15 protein-coding genes and 1 pseudogene are annotated in these 18292 nt (G+C 71.9%); 8 read left to right on the top strand and 8 right to left on the bottom strand.

Going from position 1 to position 18292, the window contains the following annotated elements; genetic code table 11:
- The first annotated feature begins 313 nt into the window (after nucleotides 1-313).
- The gene (locus DFP74_RS26480) at nucleotides 314-1072 is read left to right on the top strand and encodes an RraA family protein (protein WP_121185779.1); all 759 of its coding nucleotides are present in this window, start codon (nucleotides 314-316) and stop codon (nucleotides 1070-1072) included.
- Nucleotides 1073-1241: 169 nt separating this feature from the next.
- Here the strand turns inward: DFP74_RS26480 and DFP74_RS26475 are convergent, their stop codons facing one another.
- Nucleotides 1242-1943 (bottom strand): FadR/GntR family transcriptional regulator, encoded by a 702-nt coding sequence (locus tag DFP74_RS26475; protein ID WP_121185777.1) that lies wholly within the window; start codon nucleotides 1941-1943, stop codon nucleotides 1242-1244.
- A gap of 330 nt (nucleotides 1944-2273) precedes the next feature.
- Here DFP74_RS26475 and DFP74_RS26470 point away from each other — a divergent pair, with 330 nt between their 5' ends.
- Nucleotides 2274-3566, top strand: coding sequence for an MFS transporter (locus DFP74_RS26470; RefSeq protein WP_121185775.1), 1293 nt, complete (start codon nucleotides 2274-2276; stop codon nucleotides 3564-3566).
- 38 nt (nucleotides 3567-3604) lie between these two features.
- On the opposite strand, the gene DFP74_RS26465 is transcribed toward DFP74_RS26470, so the two are convergent.
- From DFP74_RS26465 to aceA, 3 genes are all read right to left on the bottom strand, one after another.
- The gene (locus DFP74_RS26465) at nucleotides 3605-4420 is read right to left on the bottom strand and encodes a CPBP family intramembrane glutamic endopeptidase (protein WP_121185773.1); all 816 of its coding nucleotides are present in this window, start codon (nucleotides 4418-4420) and stop codon (nucleotides 3605-3607) included.
- Between the two features lie 158 nt (nucleotides 4421-4578).
- On the bottom strand, nucleotides 4579-4779 hold the full coding sequence (locus DFP74_RS26460) for a hypothetical protein (RefSeq protein ID WP_121185771.1): 201 nt from the start codon (nucleotides 4777-4779) through the stop codon (nucleotides 4579-4581).
- Nucleotides 4780-5105: 326 nt separating this feature from the next.
- Nucleotides 5106-6404 carry an isocitrate lyase gene (gene aceA, locus DFP74_RS26455; protein ID WP_121185769.1) on the bottom strand — a complete coding sequence of 433 codons (1299 nt, stop codon included), beginning with the start codon at nucleotides 6402-6404 and terminating at the stop codon, nucleotides 5106-5108.
- A 218-nt stretch (nucleotides 6405-6622) separates the two neighbouring features.
- Between aceA and DFP74_RS26450 the strand changes: the two genes are divergently transcribed.
- From DFP74_RS26450 to DFP74_RS26440, 3 genes are all read left to right on the top strand, one after another.
- The gene (locus DFP74_RS26450) at nucleotides 6623-8065 is read left to right on the top strand and encodes a helix-turn-helix domain-containing protein (protein ID WP_121185767.1); all 1443 of its coding nucleotides are present in this window, start codon (nucleotides 6623-6625) and stop codon (nucleotides 8063-8065) included.
- Nucleotides 8066-8293: 228 nt separating this feature from the next.
- Complete coding sequence (locus DFP74_RS26445; RefSeq protein ID WP_121185765.1) at nucleotides 8294-9307, top strand: hypothetical protein; 1014 nt, start codon at nucleotides 8294-8296, stop codon at nucleotides 9305-9307.
- A 150-nt stretch (nucleotides 9308-9457) separates the two neighbouring features.
- Nucleotides 9458-10687: an acyl-CoA dehydrogenase family protein gene (locus tag DFP74_RS26440; RefSeq protein WP_121185763.1), complete on the top strand. Its 1230-nt coding sequence runs from the start codon at nucleotides 9458-9460 to the stop codon at nucleotides 10685-10687.
- Between the two features lie 140 nt (nucleotides 10688-10827).
- Here DFP74_RS26440 and DFP74_RS26435 read toward each other — a convergent pair whose 3' ends face one another.
- Nucleotides 10828-11976: an MFS transporter gene (locus DFP74_RS26435; protein ID WP_121185761.1), complete on the bottom strand. Its 1149-nt coding sequence runs from the start codon at nucleotides 11974-11976 to the stop codon at nucleotides 10828-10830.
- Nucleotides 11977-13090: 1114 nt separating this feature from the next.
- Between DFP74_RS26435 and DFP74_RS26425 the strand changes: the two genes are divergently transcribed.
- Nucleotides 13091-13615, top strand: a complete 525-nt coding sequence (locus tag DFP74_RS26425; RefSeq protein WP_121185757.1) for a hypothetical protein — start codon at nucleotides 13091-13093, stop codon at nucleotides 13613-13615.
- A gap of 58 nt (nucleotides 13616-13673) precedes the next feature.
- On the opposite strand, the pseudogene DFP74_RS35250 reads toward DFP74_RS26425, so the two are convergent.
- A pseudogene (locus DFP74_RS35250) lies at nucleotides 13674-13981 on the bottom strand (DUF2568 domain-containing protein).
- Nucleotides 13982-14401: 420 nt separating this feature from the next.
- Between DFP74_RS35250 and DFP74_RS26415 the strand changes: the two are divergent.
- A complete protein-coding gene (locus DFP74_RS26415) occupies nucleotides 14402-14833 on the top strand; it encodes a hypothetical protein (RefSeq protein WP_121185755.1) in 432 nt (143 codons plus the stop codon).
- Nucleotides 14834-14956: 123 nt separating this feature from the next.
- On the opposite strand, the gene DFP74_RS26410 is transcribed toward DFP74_RS26415, so the two are convergent.
- Nucleotides 14957-16804 (bottom strand): SpoIIE family protein phosphatase, encoded by a 1848-nt coding sequence (locus DFP74_RS26410; protein WP_121185753.1) that lies wholly within the window; start codon nucleotides 16802-16804, stop codon nucleotides 14957-14959.
- Between the two features lie 306 nt (nucleotides 16805-17110).
- On the bottom strand, nucleotides 17111-17710 hold the full coding sequence (locus tag DFP74_RS26405; protein ID WP_121185751.1) for a TetR/AcrR family transcriptional regulator: 600 nt from the start codon (nucleotides 17708-17710) through the stop codon (nucleotides 17111-17113).
- A 57-nt stretch (nucleotides 17711-17767) separates the two neighbouring features.
- On the opposite strand from DFP74_RS26405, the gene DFP74_RS26400 reads away from it, so the two are divergent.
- On the top strand, nucleotides 17768-18286 hold the full coding sequence (locus tag DFP74_RS26400; RefSeq protein WP_121185749.1) for an SRPBCC family protein: 519 nt from the start codon (nucleotides 17768-17770) through the stop codon (nucleotides 18284-18286).
- The last annotated feature ends 6 nt before the right edge of the window (nucleotides 18287-18292 follow it).

Raw genomic sequence — 18292 nt, 5'->3', positions numbered from 1 at the left:
GCGACCCGACCCCCCGTGTGCGGCCGGTGGCGTCCGGTGAGAGATCGCGGGCCTCTCCGCGTCGTCTGTAACCACCGGTAGCATTTATTTTGCGCGCCGACCCCTCGCCCACCGCCGCCCATCGGGTGCTTCGCAGGTGGGAGGGGGTGTCCGCCCTCGGAGGGTGGCTCTCGGCTCCAGGTAATTTGTGCCGCGTATGCCTTGCGTCACGATTAAGTTACCCGTGAGTATAGAGGGGGTCGGTGCGAGCCGACCGCACCAGGTGCGGGTGTAGTGGGAGGCAGACGTGGCGCTTGCGAAGACGTTGACGGCGGTGGGAACGGTGGGCCTCGCCCGGTGCGGCGGCCGCCCCTTCGGCACGCACCTGTTCTCGGTCTGGCCGGGGGCGACGCTGGCCGCGACCGCCTTCCCCGTCCGGTGCACACCGGGCGACAACCTCGCGCTGCACGTGGCGGTGGCCCAGGCTCCCCCCGGATCGGCCCTGGTCGTGGACGTGGCCGGTGACTCCGAGTACGGCTACGTCGACGAGGTCATCGCCGTGGCCGCGCGGACCCGCGGAGTGGCCGGCATCGTCCTGGACGGGTGCGTCCGCGACATCACCGCCATCGCCCGCTGCGGGCTGCCCGTCTTCAGCGCCGGCGTGGCCGTGCGCGAGGCCGGACACGACGCGGGGGGAGCGGTCGGCCAGCAGATCAGCATGACGGCCAGCGGGCCCGTGCCGCTGCCGGTGCGCCGGGGCGACTGGATCGTGGCCGACGACGACGGCGTGGTCTGCCTGCCGCGGGCCCAGGTCAGCGCCATCATCACCGAGGCCATGAGCAGCCTGAGCCGCGAGCGCGCGCTCGTCGACGCCGTGGCGGCGGGGGAGAGCACGCTGGACCTGCTGGGCCTGGATCCCTCGCGGGTCGCGGGCTGGGAGGGCGCGAGCGAGGAGCGCGCGCGGCCGGGCTTCGGGCGGACGCGCCGCCTGGGGCGCAGGGACAGCACCATGCGTGTGGTCGAGGGCGTGTCCGCACTGCGCGCGCGGGGAGGGCACCTGCCCGCCCTCGGCGACGCCTACGGCACCGACTGAGGGCGCACGCGCACCCGCGCAGCGGGCCCTCGTCCCGCGCCCCGGCGGGCGGGGCGGGGATGCGAGGGGTTCCACGGACGGCCGGGGCCCGTTCCCGAGGGGAGTCGGCCCCCGACCGGCGGCCGCGGCCCGCGGGGGAGCGGACGCGGCTCGTGCCGTGGTGAGCCGCTCAGTCCTCGGTGAGGGAGAGCAGCTCGTCGATGTAGCAGGTCGCCTCACGAGCGGCCGCGGGGGCGTCCGCGGCGCGGATCGCCTCCGTCAGGCCGGTGTGGTCGATGCCGTCGGTGGCCGAGGACGGCCGGTCGGCCGCCTCGGCGCTCTGCCCGTAGGCGGTGTGCGCGATGCTCGCGTACACGACCTGGGCGATGTCGTCGTACAGATCGATGAGCAGGGTGTTGTGGGTGGCGTTGACGACCGCCCGGTGGAAGGTGAAGTCGGCCTCCACGAACGTGCTCATGTCACGCTCGCGCCAGGCCTCCTCGCGCAGGGCCATGGCACGGTCGATGCCGGCCATGTCCTCCTCGCTGTGGCGCAGCGCCGCCAGCCGGGCGGCCTCCACCTCCAGCGCGCGGCGCACCTCCAGGTTCTCCCGCAGGCGCGACCGCTCCAGACGTCGGCGCAGGGCGCCGCCGAGCTCGCTGGAGGCGCGCACGAAGGTCCCGGCGCCCTGCCGGATCTCCAGGAGTCCGGCGTGGGCGAGGGCACGGACGGCCTCGCGGACGGTGTTGCGGCCCACTTCCAGCTGGTCGGACAGCTCCGACTCGGTGGGGATGCGGTCGCCGACGCCCCATTCACCCGAGTCGATCTGGGCTCGTAACTGACTGATGACCTGGTCGACGAGACCGGTCCGGCGTGTCGAGGCGAGGGGCACGCGTAACCTCCAAGGGCGTGTTCGGTGGATGCCGTCCGACGCGAGCGGCGCAGCCAGTGCGGCTCTCGCAAGGCCGAAGAGGGATGCATCCTGGTTTGGCTGTTGACTGATGAGAACGCAGTGAGAGTTGTGCTGGGGCGTCGCGCAGCAGGACGAGTGTCCGCCGAACACGCCCTAGGGGCGGGTCGCCGGATGACAGGGCCAGCGCACGGATACGGATCGGTTAGGCCGGAGCTTAGACCAGTTGCGCGCTGGAAATGACGGCGAACGGCAATGCGTTATCCTGATGCAGTACATCGGGTCATCCTACGAATATGTGAGCCGCCTCCCATGAGCGTCGCATCCGGACCGAACACCGGCGATCAGAGCGGTTCCCCGCACGGGGGGACCGCTTCCTTCCGTTCCCGGCGCGGTCTCCTGCTGCTGCTGGCGGTGGGAATCGCGCTGGCGGCCCTCAACCTGCGGACCGCCATCACGAGTGTGGGGCCCGTGCTCGGCGAGGTCACGGACGGTCTGGGCATGACCGCCGTCGGTGCCGGAGTGCTCACGACCCTGCCCGTATTGTGCTTCGCCCTCTTCGGCGGACTGACCCCGGCCCTGGCCAGGCGCCTGGGCGAGCACCACCTCCTGGTCTACGCGCTCGGCGCGGTCTTCGTCGGGCTCGTCGCCCGCGCGTTCGCGCCCCACCCCTGGCTCTTCCTGGCCCTGAGCGCCGTGGCACTGTCCGGTGGCGCGATCGGCAATGTCATCCTCCCCGCGTTGGTCAAGGAGCACTTCCCCGACCGCGTGGGCCTGATGACGACCGTCTACACCACGGCCCTGGCCGCGGGAACCGCCATCGCGGCGGCGGCGACGGTGCCCATGGAGCAGGCGACCGGCGAGTGGCGCCTCGCGTTGGGCTCCTACGCCCTCTTCGCGCTCGTGGCGGCCCTGCCCTGGCTCCTGGCGCTGCGCGCCGAACCGCGCCGCGGCGGCGACGGGCACCACCTGAACATGCGCCAGGTGCTCGGCACCGGCATCGGCCGCCAGGCCGTGCTCTACTTCGGCACCCAGTCCTCCATCGCCTACATCATGTTCGGCTGGTACGCGCAGATGCTGCGCGATCAGGGGATGGACGCGCAGTCCGCGGGCCTGGCCCTGTCGTACCTGACACTGCTGGGCGTGCCGATGTCACTGGTGCTGCCCACCCTGGCCACCAGGATGCGCAACACGAGCCCCATCGTGGTCATGTTCGCGGTCGCCTACCTGGCCGGCTTCGCCGGGATGTGGATCGCGCCCCTGTCGGGGGTGTGGGTGTGGACCACGCTCGTCGGCGTGGGCATGGGCAGCTTCGTCTTCGCCCTGACCGTCTTCGCCCTGCGCACGCGCACGGGCCCCGGGACCGCCGCGATGTCGGCCACCAGCCAGAGCCTGGGCTACCTCATGGGCGGGGCGGGGCCCTTCCTGTTCGGCCTGCTGCACGAGCTCAGCGGCGGCTGGCACGCGCCCCTGGCGCTGCTGGTGGCCCTGACGGTGACCAACCTGCTCGTCGGACTGCTGCTGTCGCGCCCCCGCTACCTGGAGGACGCGATCGCCGCCCGCGAGGGCGCCGTGTCCGCCGCGGAGCGCCCGGACCCCTCCTAGCCGGGAGGGGCCCGCCCTCCCGCGGGGGAGGGCGGCGGTCAGACCGGAAGCCAGTCGATCCGGCCGATGAGGTAGACCGACCCCACGAACGCCACGATGTCGATGACCGTGTGCGCCACCACGAGGGGCATCACCCGGCCGTAGCGCAGGTAGAACCAGCCGAACACCAGCCCCATCACCAGGTTGCCGAAGAACATGCCCGCCCCCTGGTAGAGGTGGTAGAAGGCGCGCAGCACGGAACTGGCCAGCACCGCCTTCCACGGCGACCAGCCCAGCTGTTGGAGCCGGTGCAGGAGGTAGCCCACCACGATGACCTCCTCCAGGACGCCGTTCTTGGCCGCCTGGAGGACGAGCACGAGGGAGTCCCACCAGTTGCCGTCCAGCGTGCTGGGCGCGATGGTGCGCGTCAGGCCCAGCTGCCAGGACACGACGTAGACGACCAGGCCGCCCAGACCGATCAGGGCCGCCAGAACGGCGCCGCCGCCCAGGTCCAGGCCGGGACGGCGCACGTCGAAGCCGATCGTGCGCGCCGAGTCGCCGGTCCGGTGCAGCAGGTACAGCACGAGCAGGACCGGCGCCATCGCGAAGACGACCGCGTAGAGCTGGTAGGACAGGTCCAGCCAGGGCCGCTCGACGGCGCGCGGGTTCACCAGGCTCGCGGTCTGTTCGGCGAGGCTCTCGGTGGCGGTCAGGGCGCCGACGAAGGAGATGGTCGACGACACCGCCGCCGCGCCCAGGGACAGGGCCAGGACGCACAGGATCTCCCAGCGCAGCAGGCGCGGCGCGAGGGGCGGGGCGAGGGCGGAGTCGGTGGCGCGGGACGCGCGCGGCTCGTGGTGGGTCTTGTCGCTCACGCGTCGAATCTACGTGCTGCGCGCCTGGTCGTGCGACGGCGCCCGACCAGGACGGCGGCCGTCGGCGGGCGTCGGTGGGCGTCGGCGGGAGGACGACGGCGGGTGGCGGACCGGGAGTCGGCCCGCCACCCGCCGGGAGACCACGGGGGTCCGGGGGGTTACTCGTCCTCTTCTTCGCCCCCGTCCTCACCCATGTCTTCGCCCTCGCCCTCTTCCATGCCTTCCTCGACGGCGGGGTCGTCGGCGCCGGAGTCCTCACAGGCGGCGGTACCGAAGACGGCGACGGCGGCGATCGCGCCACCGGCGAGGAGGCGGCGGGCGGTGACGAGGGACTCGCCGGCGAGGTCGTCGAGCTTCATCGGGGCTCCATCCGGTCGGAAACGGGTGCGGTCGAACCGCGGGCCGCGCTCCGACAGGTCGCCACCGCACGCGTCGCCCTTGGCCGACCCGCACGGCGTTGCCGTTTCGTGACCCGCGTACCGGTCACCCTAGGCGGCTTCCCGTGACCCGAACAGGGGCGTGCCGAGAATTCACCCGGCGTGCGAACTCCGGACACGAAACAAGCCGCCGGCCATGCGCGTGTGACACGGACCGCGCATGGCCGACGGCTAGGGGTGACGGTCGTCCCGCCCCGCCCCAGCCACGAAAGCGGGGTGGGACGACCGTCTGGGAACGAAGACCAGTGTCAGTGAGCCGCTGAGAACTGGTCTTCCTCGGTGGAGCCGGTGAGTGCGGTGGTGCTGCCCTCAGGGGAGATGGTCGTGCTGATGGCGTCGAAGTAGCCGGTGCCGACCTCGCGCTGGTGGCGGGTGGCGGTGTAACCGCGCTCCTCCGCCGCGAACTCGGCCTCCTGCAGCTCGACGTACGAGGTCATCCCGTTCTGGGCGTAGCCCTTGGCCAGGTTGAACATCGAGTAGTTGAGCGAGTGGAAGCCGGCCAGCGTGATGAACTGGAACTTGTAGCCCATGTGGCCCAGCTCGCGCTGGAACTTCGCGATGGTCGCGTCGTCCAGGTGCCGCTTCCAGTTGAAGGACGGCGAGCAGTTGTAGGCCAGCATCTGGTCCGGGTACTGGGCCTTGATGCGCTCGGCGAAGTCGCGGGCGACCTCCAGGTCGGGCGTCGCGGTCTCCATCCAGAGCAGGTCGGAGTGCGGGGCGTAGGCCAGGCCGCGGGCGACGCAGGCGTCCACGCCGTTGCGGAAGCGGTAGAAGCCCTCACCGGTGCGCTCGCCCGTGATGTAGGGCTGGTCGAGCTCGTCGATGTCGCTGGTGATCAGGGTCGCGGCCTGGGCGTCGGTCCGCGCGATGACCAGGGACGGGACGCCGGCCACGTCGGCCGCCAGGCGGGCCGCGTTCAGCGTCTTGACGTGCTGGCCGGTCGGGATGAGGACCTTGCCGCCCAGGTGGCCGCACTTCTTCTCGGAGGCCAGCTGGTCCTCCCAGTGCACACCGGCCGCACCGGAGGCGATCATGCCCTTCATCAGCTCGTAGGCGTTGAGGACACCGCCGAAGCCGGCCTCGGCGTCGGCGACGATCGGGGCGAGCCACTCGGGGGCGCTGTCGTCGCCCTCGGCCCAGGTGATCTGGTCGGCGCGCATCAGGGCGTTGTTGATGCGGCGGACCACGGCCGGGACGGAGTTGGCCGGGTAGAGGCTCTGGTCCGGGTAGGTGCTGCCGGAGAGGTTGGCGTCGGCCGCGACCTGCCACCCGGAGAGGTAGATGGCCTTGAGGCCGGCGCGGACCTGCTGGACCGCCTGGTTGCCGGTCAGGGCGCCGAGGCTGTTGACGTAGTCCTCGGTGTGCAGCAGGTCCCAGAGCCGCTCGGCACCCCGACGGGCCAGGGTGTGCTCCTCGGTGACGGAGCCGCGGAGCTTGACCACGTCGTCGGCGGAGTAGGTGCGCTCGATCCCGGCCCACCGGGGGTTGGTCTCCCAGTCCCGCTGGAGTTCGGCGCTGGCTTCCTGACGTCGAGCGCTGGTGCCCATGTTCGTTCCCGCCTTACGTGTAGTCCCCAAGGTGTCCTCACCGGTCGAGAGAACCGGTCCAGGTCCGGGGGGTCAGCCCTGGGCCGGTATGTTCCCCGCCGGTAACTATGATTCTTGGGCAAGATCCAAGACTTTTCCACCCGAAATCGTGTGAAGATCGTGGATTCTTTCCGTACTATGAACGCATGGCGTACTTTGGTGCTGAAGAAATACCGTCTTTGACGGGTGACCTAGATCTCGTTACCTTCGGGCAGCGGCTCCGCCACCTGCGCCGGGCGCGCGGTCTGACCCTCTCTGACCTGGGAGAACGGGTGGGGAGGGCGCCTTCGCAGCTCTCCCTCCTGGAGAACGGCAAACGCGAGCCCAAGCTCTCCCTCCTCACGTCTCTCGCATCCGCCCTCGGCGTCTCGGTCGAGGAACTTCTGTCGAAGCAGCCCCCGAGCCGGCGCGCGCAGCTGGAGATCACCGTCGAGGAGGCCCAGCGCGACCCCCTCTACCAAGCCCTGAACCTGCCGCACCTGAAGGTCGGCAAGCGGGTCCCCAACGACGTGCTCGAACACATCGTGGGCCTGTACGACGAACTCAAGCGGCGCCACGCCAAGCCGACGGCCACCCCGGAGGAGGCCCGGCGTGCCAACGCCGACCTGCGCCGCCAGATGCGCGAGCGCGGCAACTACTTCGAGAACATCGAGAAGGCGGCGGCCGAGACCCTGGCCGCCGTCAACTACACCGCGGGGGCCCTGTCCCAGGGACAGATCCTCGCGATCGCCACCCACCACGGCTTCGGCCTGAAGTACGTGCAGGACCTGCCCCGCTCGGTGCGCTCGCTGACCGACCACATCAACCGGCGCATCTACCTCAAGCGCGAGACGACCCTGGGCATGCACAGCCCGCGCACGATCCTGTTGCAGACCCTGGGCCACGTCATCCTCGGCCACGGCCAGCCCCGCGACTTCGGCGACTTCCTCCGCCAGCGGGTGGAGGCCAACTACTTCGCGGCGGCCGTGCTCATACCCGAGTCCACCGCCGTCACCTACCTCCAGGAGGCCAAGCAGGCCCGCGACCTGTCCGTGGAGGACCTGCGCGACGTCTACTCCGTCTCCTACGAGATGGCCGCCCACCGGTTCACCAACCTGGCCCACCGCCACCTGGACCTGGTCTGCCACTTCATCCGCAACGACGAGACCGGCATCATCTACAAGGCCTACGAGAACGACGGCCTGGTCTTCCCGACCGACGACTCCGGCGCCATCGAGGGCCAGCGCATGTGCCGCCAGTGGTCGGGCCGCCAGGTGTTCGCCTCCCCGGACCGCTACTCGATCTACTACCAGTACACGGACAAGCCCAACGGCACGCACTGGTGCGTGGCGCACGTTGACCCCAGCCGCGAGCGCAACTTCGCCATCACCCTGGGCGTGCCCTACAAGGAGTCCCGCTGGTTCCGCGGCCGGGAGACGACCAACCGGACCAAGTCCAACTGCCCCAACGGCGAGTGCTGCGTGCGGCCGCCGGCCGAGCTGGCCGCCCGCTGGGAGGGCAATGTGTGGCCGTCGGCGCGCGCCCACTCCCACGTGCTGTCGGCCCTGCCCTCGGGCACGTTCCCCGGCGTGGACGAACACGACGTCTACACGTTCCTGGAGAACCACAGCCGCGAGGCGTGAGGGCCGCCCGCGGGGCGCTTCCCACGCGACGGGCCGCCGACGGGCGGGACCGGGGCAGAGGCGGGAGCGGACAGGGCCGGAGCCGGCGGGCTCCGGCCCTGTCGTCGTTGCCAGGGCCGGGGTTGCTCTCGGTAGGCGATCGCACGGTCCTGACCTGTTAAAACTCTGATCAACGGGCTTTCGGCGCGCGGGCCGGTCGGGGACCATCACCCGTGTGGGGTGAGGCTGATGGACTTCGATCCGATGTTCGTCATCACGGTGACCACCGCCGTGGCCGTGGCGGCCGTCGCGGTCACGGTCGCGGTCATCGTGTGGCTGATGCGGCACGCGGGGCGGCCGGCGGCCGTCGTGAACCGCAAGCTGGACGACGTGCGCCGCGGTGTCGAGCGGGCCCGTCCGCGCGTCGCGCACGCCGTTCGCCCGAGGGTGTCGCGTTTGCGGCACGCCGCGGCGCAAAGGGCCAGGTGGGGCGGCGGCCCCGCCCTGGTGGAGGCGGTCCGCCGATGGGGGCGTCGTGGCGCGTCCCGGGTGCGAGCCGGGGCGGCACTGTCCACGGGCGCCGAACCCGGTTGGCCGCGGCGGGCGGCCGGCCCCCACCCAGTGGCCGCGGTGGGGGCGCTCGGCGCGGCGGCGGTGGTGTCGTTCGGCCTGTTCTACGCGGGCGCGGAGAGGTCCGCGGGCTCCGGTGAGTCCGCTTCCACGGTGTCCGGGAGCGTGCCCGAGGCCGACCCCGACCCGCTGGTGTCCGCTCCTGCGGCCGACCCGGACGAGGCCGAGCCGGACCCGCCGCGGCTGACCGATGTGACGGGAACGGTGTCGGGGGCCTCGCTCCCGGACCCCTCCGCGGCGCCGACCGGCGGCGCCGACGCGTCGGCGCCGGAGACCGGGGCGGACGCACCGCAGGCGGACGGGGGGACCGCGGACCCCGAGTCCCCGGGGGACAACACGGAAACGGATCCCGGCGAGGGATCGCCGACCGATCCCACGACCGAGCCGCCGCGGCCCTCGGAGCCCGCGCAGCCCTCGCCGCCGCAGGAGCCCGCGCCGTCGGAGCCGCCGCAGGACCCGGCTCCGCCCGAGGGCCCCGGGGATTCCGCGCCGCCCGCGGACTCCGCTCCTCCGGAGGAACCCGGGCCTTCCGAGGAATCCGGGCCACCGGAGGAGCCGAGCGGGCCCGCTCCCGACACGGAGTCCGGTCCGACGAACGCGGCCTCCCCGGGAAGCGAGTCGCCCGGACTCTGACCGGTCCGAGCGCGAGCCGGCGGCACCTCGTCCTCGTGTTCCCACTGTTCATCCGGCCGTCGACAGGGGCGGAATCTGACGTGTTACCGTTGGTAACACAAACTGGCCGCCCCCTCCTCCCCCGGAGGGTCCGACAAAGGATGTAAGCGCATGAGTGAGGCCACCGCGCCCGCCTTCAGCCTGGAACTCAGCGAGGACGTTCGCGACGTCCGGGACTGGACCCACGGGTTCGCCGCCGACGTCATCCGCCCCGCCGCAGCCGAGTGGGACGAGCGGGAGCAGACCCCCTGGCCGATCATCCAGGAGGCCGCCAAGATCGGCCTGTACTCCCTCGACTTCTTCGCCAACCAGTGGCTGGAGCCCAGCGGGCTCGGCATCCCTGTCGCCTTCGAGGAGCTGTACTGGGGCGACCCCGGTATCGCGCTGGCCCTGACCGGCACCGGCCTGGCGGCCGTGTCGGTGGCGGCCAACGGCACCCAGGAACAGCTGCTGGAGTGGACGCCGCAGATGTTCGGCACCGCTGACGACGTCAAGCTCGCCGCGTTCTGCTCCTCCGAGCCCGACGCGGGCAGCGACGTCTCGGCCATCCGCACCCGGGCCGTGTACGACCAGGCCAAGGACGAGTGGGTGATCAACGGGACCAAGACGTGGGCCACCAACGGCGGCATCGCCGACGTGCACGTCGTCGTGGCCTCCGTTGAGCCCGAGTTCGGTTCGCGGGGCCAGGCGACCTTCATCGTCCCGCCCAACACCCCGGGGCTGAGCCAGGGGCAGAAGTTCGCCAAGCACGGGATCCGCGCCTCGCACACCGCCGAGGTCGTGCTCCAGGACGTCCGGGTGCCGGGCTCGTGCCTGCTCGGCGGCAAGGAGAAGCTGGACGAGCGCCTCGCCCGCGTCCGAGAGGGCAAGCGCTCCAACGGCCAGGCCGCGATGAAGACCTTCGAGGCCTCCCGCCCCAGCGTCGGCGCCATGGCGGTCGGCTGCGCCCGCGCCGCCTACGAGTACGCGCTGGAGTACTCGACCCAGCGCGAGCAGTTCGGCAGACCCATCGGCGAGAACCAGGGCGTGGCCTTCCTGCTGGCCGAGATGGCCACCCGCATCGACGCCGCCCGCCTCCTGGTCTGGCGCGCTGCCTGGATGGCCCGCAACAACAAGGACTTCGACAAGGCCCAGGGCTCCATGAGCAAGCTCTACGCGAGCGAGACCGCCACGTTCGTCACCCAGAACGCCGTGCGCATCCTGGGCGGCAACGGCTACACGCGCGAGTACCCGGTGGAGCGCTGGCACCGCGACGCCACGATCTTCACCATCTTCGAGGGCGCGAGCGAGATCCAGAAGCTCATCATCGGCCGCCAGATCACCGGCCTGCCCGTGCGCTGATGCGAGGGCCCGCCGCGGCGCCGGCGGAGCGCCGCCCCCACGAGGGCGGTCACTCCGCCGGCGCGCCGTCCCGGTTCGGAGACCGATCGCCCCGCGTGGGAGTGCCGGCGGTCGGGTCGACCGTCAGCACTGCCGGAGCGTCAGCGCCGACCGCGAGGACGGGGCCCCGCCGACGGCCCGGCGGACAGCGCCAGATGAATCCCCACGACGGCGACCATCAGAAGCGCGGTCCCACCACCGAGCGTCATGACGGCCGACGGCGAAGTCTGGTCCACCACGAGTCCGCCGCCCAGGGCTCCGACGCAGATCGTCGCCTGGAAGGACGCGGTGAAGAGCACGGAGGCCGCCTCCGGTGAGCCCGGAGCCGATGCGGCGAACCACGCCTGCGAGCAGATCGGCACCGCTCCGTAGGCCGCTCCCCAGGCGACGAGGAGCACCAGGGCGCCGACCGGACGGTCGCCCAGCACCGGCAGGAGCAGGGTCGCTCCGCCGAGCAGGGCCGCGGCGCCGGCGAAGGCGGCTCGCGGGCTGCGCGCGATGAGCGCTCCCGCGACATGGTTGCCGAGGATCCCGGCGACGCCATAGGCCAAGAGGTACACGGTGACCGTGCTCGGATCCACCCGTGTCACACGCTCGAGGAACGGGGTCACGTAGGTGTAGGCCCCGAAATGGGCGAGCACGATGAGGAACGTCAGGAGCAGCCCGACCCTGGTGCCGGTGCCCCGCAGCAGCGCGCCCAACGCGCGCAGCCGGGTGGGCCGGACCGGGGGCAGCCGCGGAAGGGAAGCGGCCAGCGCGGCGCACGTCCCCAGTGACAGGAGCCCCAGGACGACGAAGGCGGCGCGCCAGCCGACGAGGTCGCCGAGCAGCGTGCCCGCGGGAACGCCGAGCACCGACCCCAGTGGGACGGCGGAGAAGATCACGGCGTTCGCGCGGGTCACGGACTCGGCCGGGACCAGGCGGTCCGCGATGCCGACGCCGATGGACCAGAAACCGCCGATGGTGATCCCCACCATCACCCGGGAGACCAGCAGCACCCAGTAGGCCCCGGCCACGGCGGCGAGGAGGTTCGCCGCCGCGAGGAGGAGCACCAGCGCGCACAGCATGAGCCGCCGGTCGCGTCGGGCGGTCGTCGCCGTGACGGTGGGTGCCGCGACCGCCGCCACGATCCCCGGCACCGCCATCGTCAGCCCCGCCGTTCCGTCGGTGATCAGGAACTCCGATCCGACCGATGTCAGCAGGCCGATCGGCAGAATCTCGGTGGTGACGATCAGGAGGATCCCGGTCATGACCGCGAGGACCGCGAGCCATCGCGGTTCTGACCGTTCGGGAGGAGTAGGGCCGGGCCCCTGGGGCGCCGAGATGGCGGGAACGCCGCGCGCACCGGTACTTCGTTGCCTGTTCACGCCGTACAGTCCAGCAGCCGCCGGCCCCTGGCCGCTGGCCGATTCCCGCCGCCGACGTTCGGGATGGGGGAGGAGTCCCGCCTGATCCTGCGGTATTCGCCGCTCGCAGCGACGGCATGAGCGGGGACTTGCTTCTCCCTGCCGTCGCTGCCGCCGATGTCATCGGCACATATTAGTCAATGGAGAGGTCAGTCGTGGTGACAGTGCCCTCAGTGACCTCTACATCAGTTAATTCCGTGCTTCCCTCTTCGCAGACGGCAGTCACTGTGTATGTCGCTTCGGGAAGAGTCCATGAAAAGTAGCCCTCATCGTCCGTGGTGACTCCATACTCCTGGAGAGCTGGTGCCCAGAACGAGGTCCCTTCCACTGACAAACTGCAAGGATCTGATGGTGTGATGCCATTGACGGTGACACGGCCGGAGATCCCTGTTCCTGGCCCCAATCTGTGGGTTGGGCTGGGATCATGAGTCGCCGGGTCATGTTGGACCGGTTCCTCTGGTGGTTGGTTGCTACATCCTAGTGACACACCAGTCAGGGCACCTGCCAGGAGTAGTTTGAGCAGCGACCGGGTTTTCATGACCGACCAAGGTTCTACTAGGGAGTTGGAGTGCGCCAGCTCGCGAAGTTTTGGAGCCTGGGAGGAGTGGTCTTGGCGCCACTGTTGTGATCCCCGACGCGGACTGCCCCATTCGTGTGAATCGCGATGGCAACGTCAGCGTGCCCCAGTGGTTGAAGAACTGGGGCGCCGCTCTGTCCGGGCATGGTGTCGATTGGATACTCCACGGTATGCGGCTCGTGTCACTGATCCTCTCACTGTGCCGCCACATGCTGTTCAGGGGTCGCTTGTCAGTTGGGTATCACGATCCCTTGCTCCCCGCCGGGGCAGGCGTGCCACGGGAACCGCGCGGCGTCGGGGGCCGTCCCACCCCCGAGGCCGCCGCGGCCCACACGCTCCGGCGGCGCCGCCCTCTGTGCCCCCACCTCTGGAGACCTCACCGTGCTTCGCTCCCTGCGCACACTCGGAGTCACCGGTTCGATCGTGCTGGGATCGGCCCTGGCCGCCTTCGGTCTCTTCTGCCTGCTCACGCCACGGGTGTGGTGCGACTTCCGGCCCATGTCGCCTGGTGGGACCTGTGCGGAGTCCTCGGTGGGCGACACCTCGACCGTGCGCCACAGCACCTACGAGGACCAGGCGTCCGACCAGCTCGCGCTGGGGTGGGGGACCGTCGTCGCGGGCCTCGGCCTCGCGGTGGTGGTCCCCCTCGTCCACCTCGTGAGGGGCCGGAGCCGGGCCGGTGGTGCGGGCGCTGTGACAGAGCCGCCGACGCACCGGTCCGCCGACCACCCGTACCCGCCGCCCCAGGAGCCCCCGCAGCACCTGCCGCACCCGCGGCGAGCGCCCGGTGCGCCGCGCCCAGGACAGGACTCGCCACCGACCGGTCCCATCCCCCGGCAGGGGCGCCGCCAGCCCCCGCCCCGCCCGCCGCACCCGCGGCGGCCCCCGACCGAGCCGGGTCCCTGAAGCGGGACCGCCGGCGATCCGACGCAGGGAACCGTACTCCGGACAGCGGTCCCTGGGCTCACTGCCGCCAGGCGAGCCGCAGGGCCGCGTTGACGAGGAACAGCGCCGCGAAGGCGATGGCGGCGACGACCGCTCCCGCGGCCGCGAGCGCAGCGGCTCCACCGCCGAACCACAGGATCTCCAGGACGGCGCGGAGGGCCCGCGCAGGGGGACGCGCGCGTGCTGGGCGGCGCCGAACACCGCCCAGACCGCGATGAAGAGCGCGACGCCGTACACGGCGGCCGCGACGCGGACCATGAGGGAGGCGTCCAGGGTGAGACCCCAGTAGCCGACCGAGAACAGGACGCCCGGTTCCAGCAGGAACATGAGCAGGAGGTTGGCGCCCTTGGCGAGGTCGAGCATGTCGCGCTCCGATGTGTGCGGCCGAGTGGGGGAGCGGCCGTGGGCGGCCAAGGCACGGCCCCGGCCTTTCCTCGGGAGCACAGCCACGGAGTACGGTCGCACGCGGTGGGGCGGTGACGGGTCGGTGGTGGGGCGGCGGCGGGGCGCTCGCCCTGCCCCGGGCCGGTCCCGCCGCCGGTGGCGCGAACAGGCGTCAACGGGCGTGAACAGGAAGGACGCGGGTCCGCGGTGTCAGCGGGATGTGGCAATCTGAGTCGACGACTCATGGTGATCCGGCCGCGGGACGACGCCCGGCCCGGCCGGACGTCGCTCCTGCCCGGAAACCGGACCGTCGCACGCCGGACGGGAATGGTCCCGTCCGACCGAGTCTCAGGAGCACCACCCGTGAACGGAAGACGTCGCCGCCACTTCCTGGCCGCCCTCGAACCCATGCTCGAACCCGGAGAGCGGATCGAGGTGACGACCATCGTCAACCTCAGCTCGGTCTCCGTGGGACGCACGGCGGCCTTCGCGGCCGCCTCGACGATCATGAGCGGCGGTATGGCCGTGATCCCGGTCCCGACCCCCATGTACCTGGCGATGACCGACCGCCGCCTGACCGTCTTCGAGGCCGACCCGATGTTCTCCAAGCCGCGCGGGCACGTCGTGACCCTGGCCCGTGCGGGCCTGGTCCGCTCGCCGATCAGGGAGCGCGTGATCAACTCGTCCTTCGTGGTCTCCGCGCCCGACGAGGAGCAGGGCCTGCGGCTCGTCTTCCCGCTGCTCGCCCGCAAGGACCGCGACCTGGTGGCCGCCGCCCTGCCCGAGGCCGGCTGACCCGGCCGACCGCCGTGGCGTCCGCCCTCCCGGAAGCCCCCGGTAGCGGAGGGCGGACGCCGACGGAACCTCCTCCGGTACGTGGCCCGGCGCCCGGCCCGTGCCCCGGCCCGTGCCCGGCTCTCAGTCGGCGTGGAAGTCGTCGGCGCCGGAGGCGGAGGCGTCCTCGACCGGCGTGCCCTCGACGCGCGAGCCGGGAGCGCTGCGCCCGGGGTCGGCGGGGCTGTGCGCGTGCCGTGGGGGCGGCGGACTCGTGTCGCCCGGCGCGCCCTCGCCGGCCGATGGCAGGCGCAGCGCGAGAACGGCGACGTCGTCGCCGCTGGGGTCGGTGCGCGCGAGGAGTTCGTCGAGGAAGTCCTCGAGTCCGAGGTGGACGAGGGCGCCGGCGTGGCGGCGCAGTTCGGCCATGCCCCTGTCGATGGGTCGGTCGCGGCTCTCGATGAGGCCGTCGGTGTAGAGCAGCACGGTGGACCGCTCGGGGATCTCCTCCCGGGCGTCGGGCCACTCCAGGCCCAGGTGCAGGGCCGCGCTCATCCCGAGTAGGGGGCCGTGGCCGCCCTCCAGGTAGCGGGTGCGGCCGTCGGCGGTCACGAGCAGGGGTGGAGGGTGCCCGGCGTTGACCCAGTGCAGGTCCCAGGGTCCGCCCTCGGGGCCTTCGATCCGGGCCAGCACGGCGGTGGCCATGGGGGCGTCGCTGGTGTTGGTCATGGCCTCGTCGAGCCGTCGCATGATCAGACTGGGCGGTTCCTGGCGGTCCCACGCCAGGGCACGCAGCATGTTGCGGACCTCGGCCATGTGCGCGGCGGCCTGGAGGTCGTGGCCGACCACGTCACCGATGACCAGGGTCATGACACCGTCGGCGAGGAGGAAGGCGTCGTACCAGTCCCCACCGATCTCCGCGGCCCGCTGCGCGGGCTGGTACCGGGCGGCCAGTTGGAGATGGTCGACCTGCGGTAGCGGGGTCAGGAGCTGGCGCTGCATGGTCTCGGCGACGTGGCGCTGTTCCTCGAAGAGCCGCGCGCTCTCCATCGCCATCCCGGTCCGCCGCGCGATGTCGTTGAGCACGAGGAGCCCGGTTTCGGTGTAGGCGGGCCGTGACCCGGTCCGGGCCACCGTCAGTACGCCGAAGACCTCGCGGCGGGTGTGCAGGGGTACCACCACCGCGGAGTGTGCGCCCAGGCGGTCGATCAGCTCCTGGTGAGCGCGGGCGAGCGGCTCGTCCGCTTCGCCGGACAGGTCCCGTGCGTCGAGCACAGTGGGCTGGACGCCGTACAGGGCCCGCGCCAGCGCCGTACGTGGCGTGCGCGGCGGTGGCTGCACAGGGCCCTTCAACGACTCGGCCGTGGCGGGGTCGCCCGCGACGTGGACCGCGATGCGCCGGGCCTCCTCCGTCCGCCCCCGCGGAAACAGGTCGGCCACCGCCCAGTCGGCCATGTCCGGCACCAGCAGTCCGACCAGCCGGTCCAGCATCTCGGGGATCTCCAGCGTGGATCCCAGAAGTCCGGAGACCTCGGCCACCATGCCGAGCCGGGTGGTCAACTCCTCCAGGGCCACGAGGTGCGCCGCGGTCTGTTCGGCGGCGTCGCGGTGTCGCTTGAAGTTGTGGAAGACGATGACGGCGCCGTCCGCCCCCTCGTGCCGGAGCGGGGTGGCCGCCCAGATGATGGGAAGGAGGGTGCCGTCGCCCCGCAGGAAGAACTCGTCGCTGCCTTCGGCCGGCCGACCGCTCCGCAGCACGGTCAGGGGCAGGCATGCCTCCCGGGGAACCTCGTTCCCTTCCTCGTCGCGGTGCAGCAGGTCGTGCAGGTCATGACCCAGCAGCTGCTCCCCGGGGCGGTCGAGGATCCGATGGGCGAAGGCGTTGGAGGCGGTGATGTGCCCCGTGGCGTCGGTGACGAGCAGCCCCGCTCCCATGCCGTCGAACACCGCGCGCAGGAACGCGGTCTCCAGTGGGTGTTCGGCGTCTGCCATCCCACGCACCTCCCTTCCTTCGACGCTGCCGCGTCCCCCGGGACACCGTCGCCGTCGGGTGGTGTCGGCGCCGGCGGTGCCGGACGTCCGATGGCTCCGCGGGCGAATGCCCCTCCGACCCCCACACGCGGTCCGCGCGCACGATTCCTGAACACGGCGGTGACCAACGGAGTCCAGTCTGGCCTGCCCGGTAGGACGGAAGGCGCATTGTGGTGTCGGTGGCATGTCATGGCCCACCGCACGGACCGAGACCACACTCCGTGCGGCCGATGCACCTTCGTGTGTCCACACCCGGCCGTCCCCGCGCTAGCGCGTGCGGGGGACCAGCAGGCGCAGGGACGCGTCGGCGGCCAGGTCCTCGGCCTCGGCGGGGACACCGGTGCCCTGGAGCAGATGGCGGCGCACCAGCGCGAGGGGCAGGTCGACCACGGCCAGGCGGACGCGGTCGAGCGCGGCCTCCACGCTCTCCTCCGGCTCGCGCAGCTCCCGCGCGAGCCGCGCCAGCAGCGTCCCGATCTCGGCGTTGCCCGCGCGCAGCAGGTCTCGGTCGCCCTGCGGCCAGTGGGCCTCGTCGAAGTCGGCGGGGCGGTGCAGCAGGACCCGGGCCGCGTCGGGGCGGGCGCGGCTCCAGGCCAGGACGTGGCGGGCGGTCGCCTCGGCGGCGGCCGACGGAGGATCGGCGGCCAGGGCGCGGCGGCATCCGTCCTGGAAGTCGGCGACGGCGTGCGTCCACACGGACGCCAGCAGGGCGGGGCGTCCGCTGAAGCGGTGGTAGAGCGATCCACTGGGCGCCCCGGTCTCCCGGGCCAGCGCGGCCATGGTCACCGCGGACGGGCCGCCCCGTGCCGCCAGGCCGATCGCGGCCGTCACCAGGTCCTCGGTCCGAAACCGTGCGGGTCTTCCCATGTTCTGGAGACTATGCTCTACTTCTTTTTAGAGACAACCCTCTAAAATGGAGCCACCATGCCCGTGTACAACACCCACGAACGCCGCCTGGACGCCTCACCCGAGGAGGTGGGCGCACTGATCGATACCCTGGCCTCGGACGATGACCGCCTCTGGGCGCACGGCACGTGGCCCCCCATGTTCATGGACGGGCCGCTCGCCGTCGGTGCCGCCGGCGGACACGGCCCCGTCCGCTACTCGGTGGAGCAGTACGTCCCCGGCCACTGGGTGCGGCTGCGCTTCAGCGGGCCGCGCGGCTTCGACGGCTTCCACGAGTTCACCGTCCGCCCCGATCCCTCCGGCGGCACCGTCCTGGCGCACCTGCTGGCCATGCGCGCGCACGGGCCGGCCCGCCTGAGCTGGCCGTTGGTCTTCGGCCCTCTGCACGACGCCCTGCTGGAGGACTCGCTGGACCGGGCCGAGCTCACGTTCCACGGAAGTGTGCGCGCACCCGCGCGCTGGAGCCCGTGGGTGCGCCTGCTGCGGTCGGCCCTGGCCCGCACGGCTCCGGCTTCGAGGCGCCAGACGGTCGGATGAGCGGGC

It is taken from the genome of Nocardiopsis sp. Huas11, from assembly GCF_003634495.1.
Lineage (GTDB): Bacteria > Actinomycetota > Actinomycetes > Streptosporangiales > Streptosporangiaceae > Nocardiopsis.
Note: the sequence above shows the minus strand (reverse complement) of the source record. Positions and strands in the feature narration are given on the sequence as shown.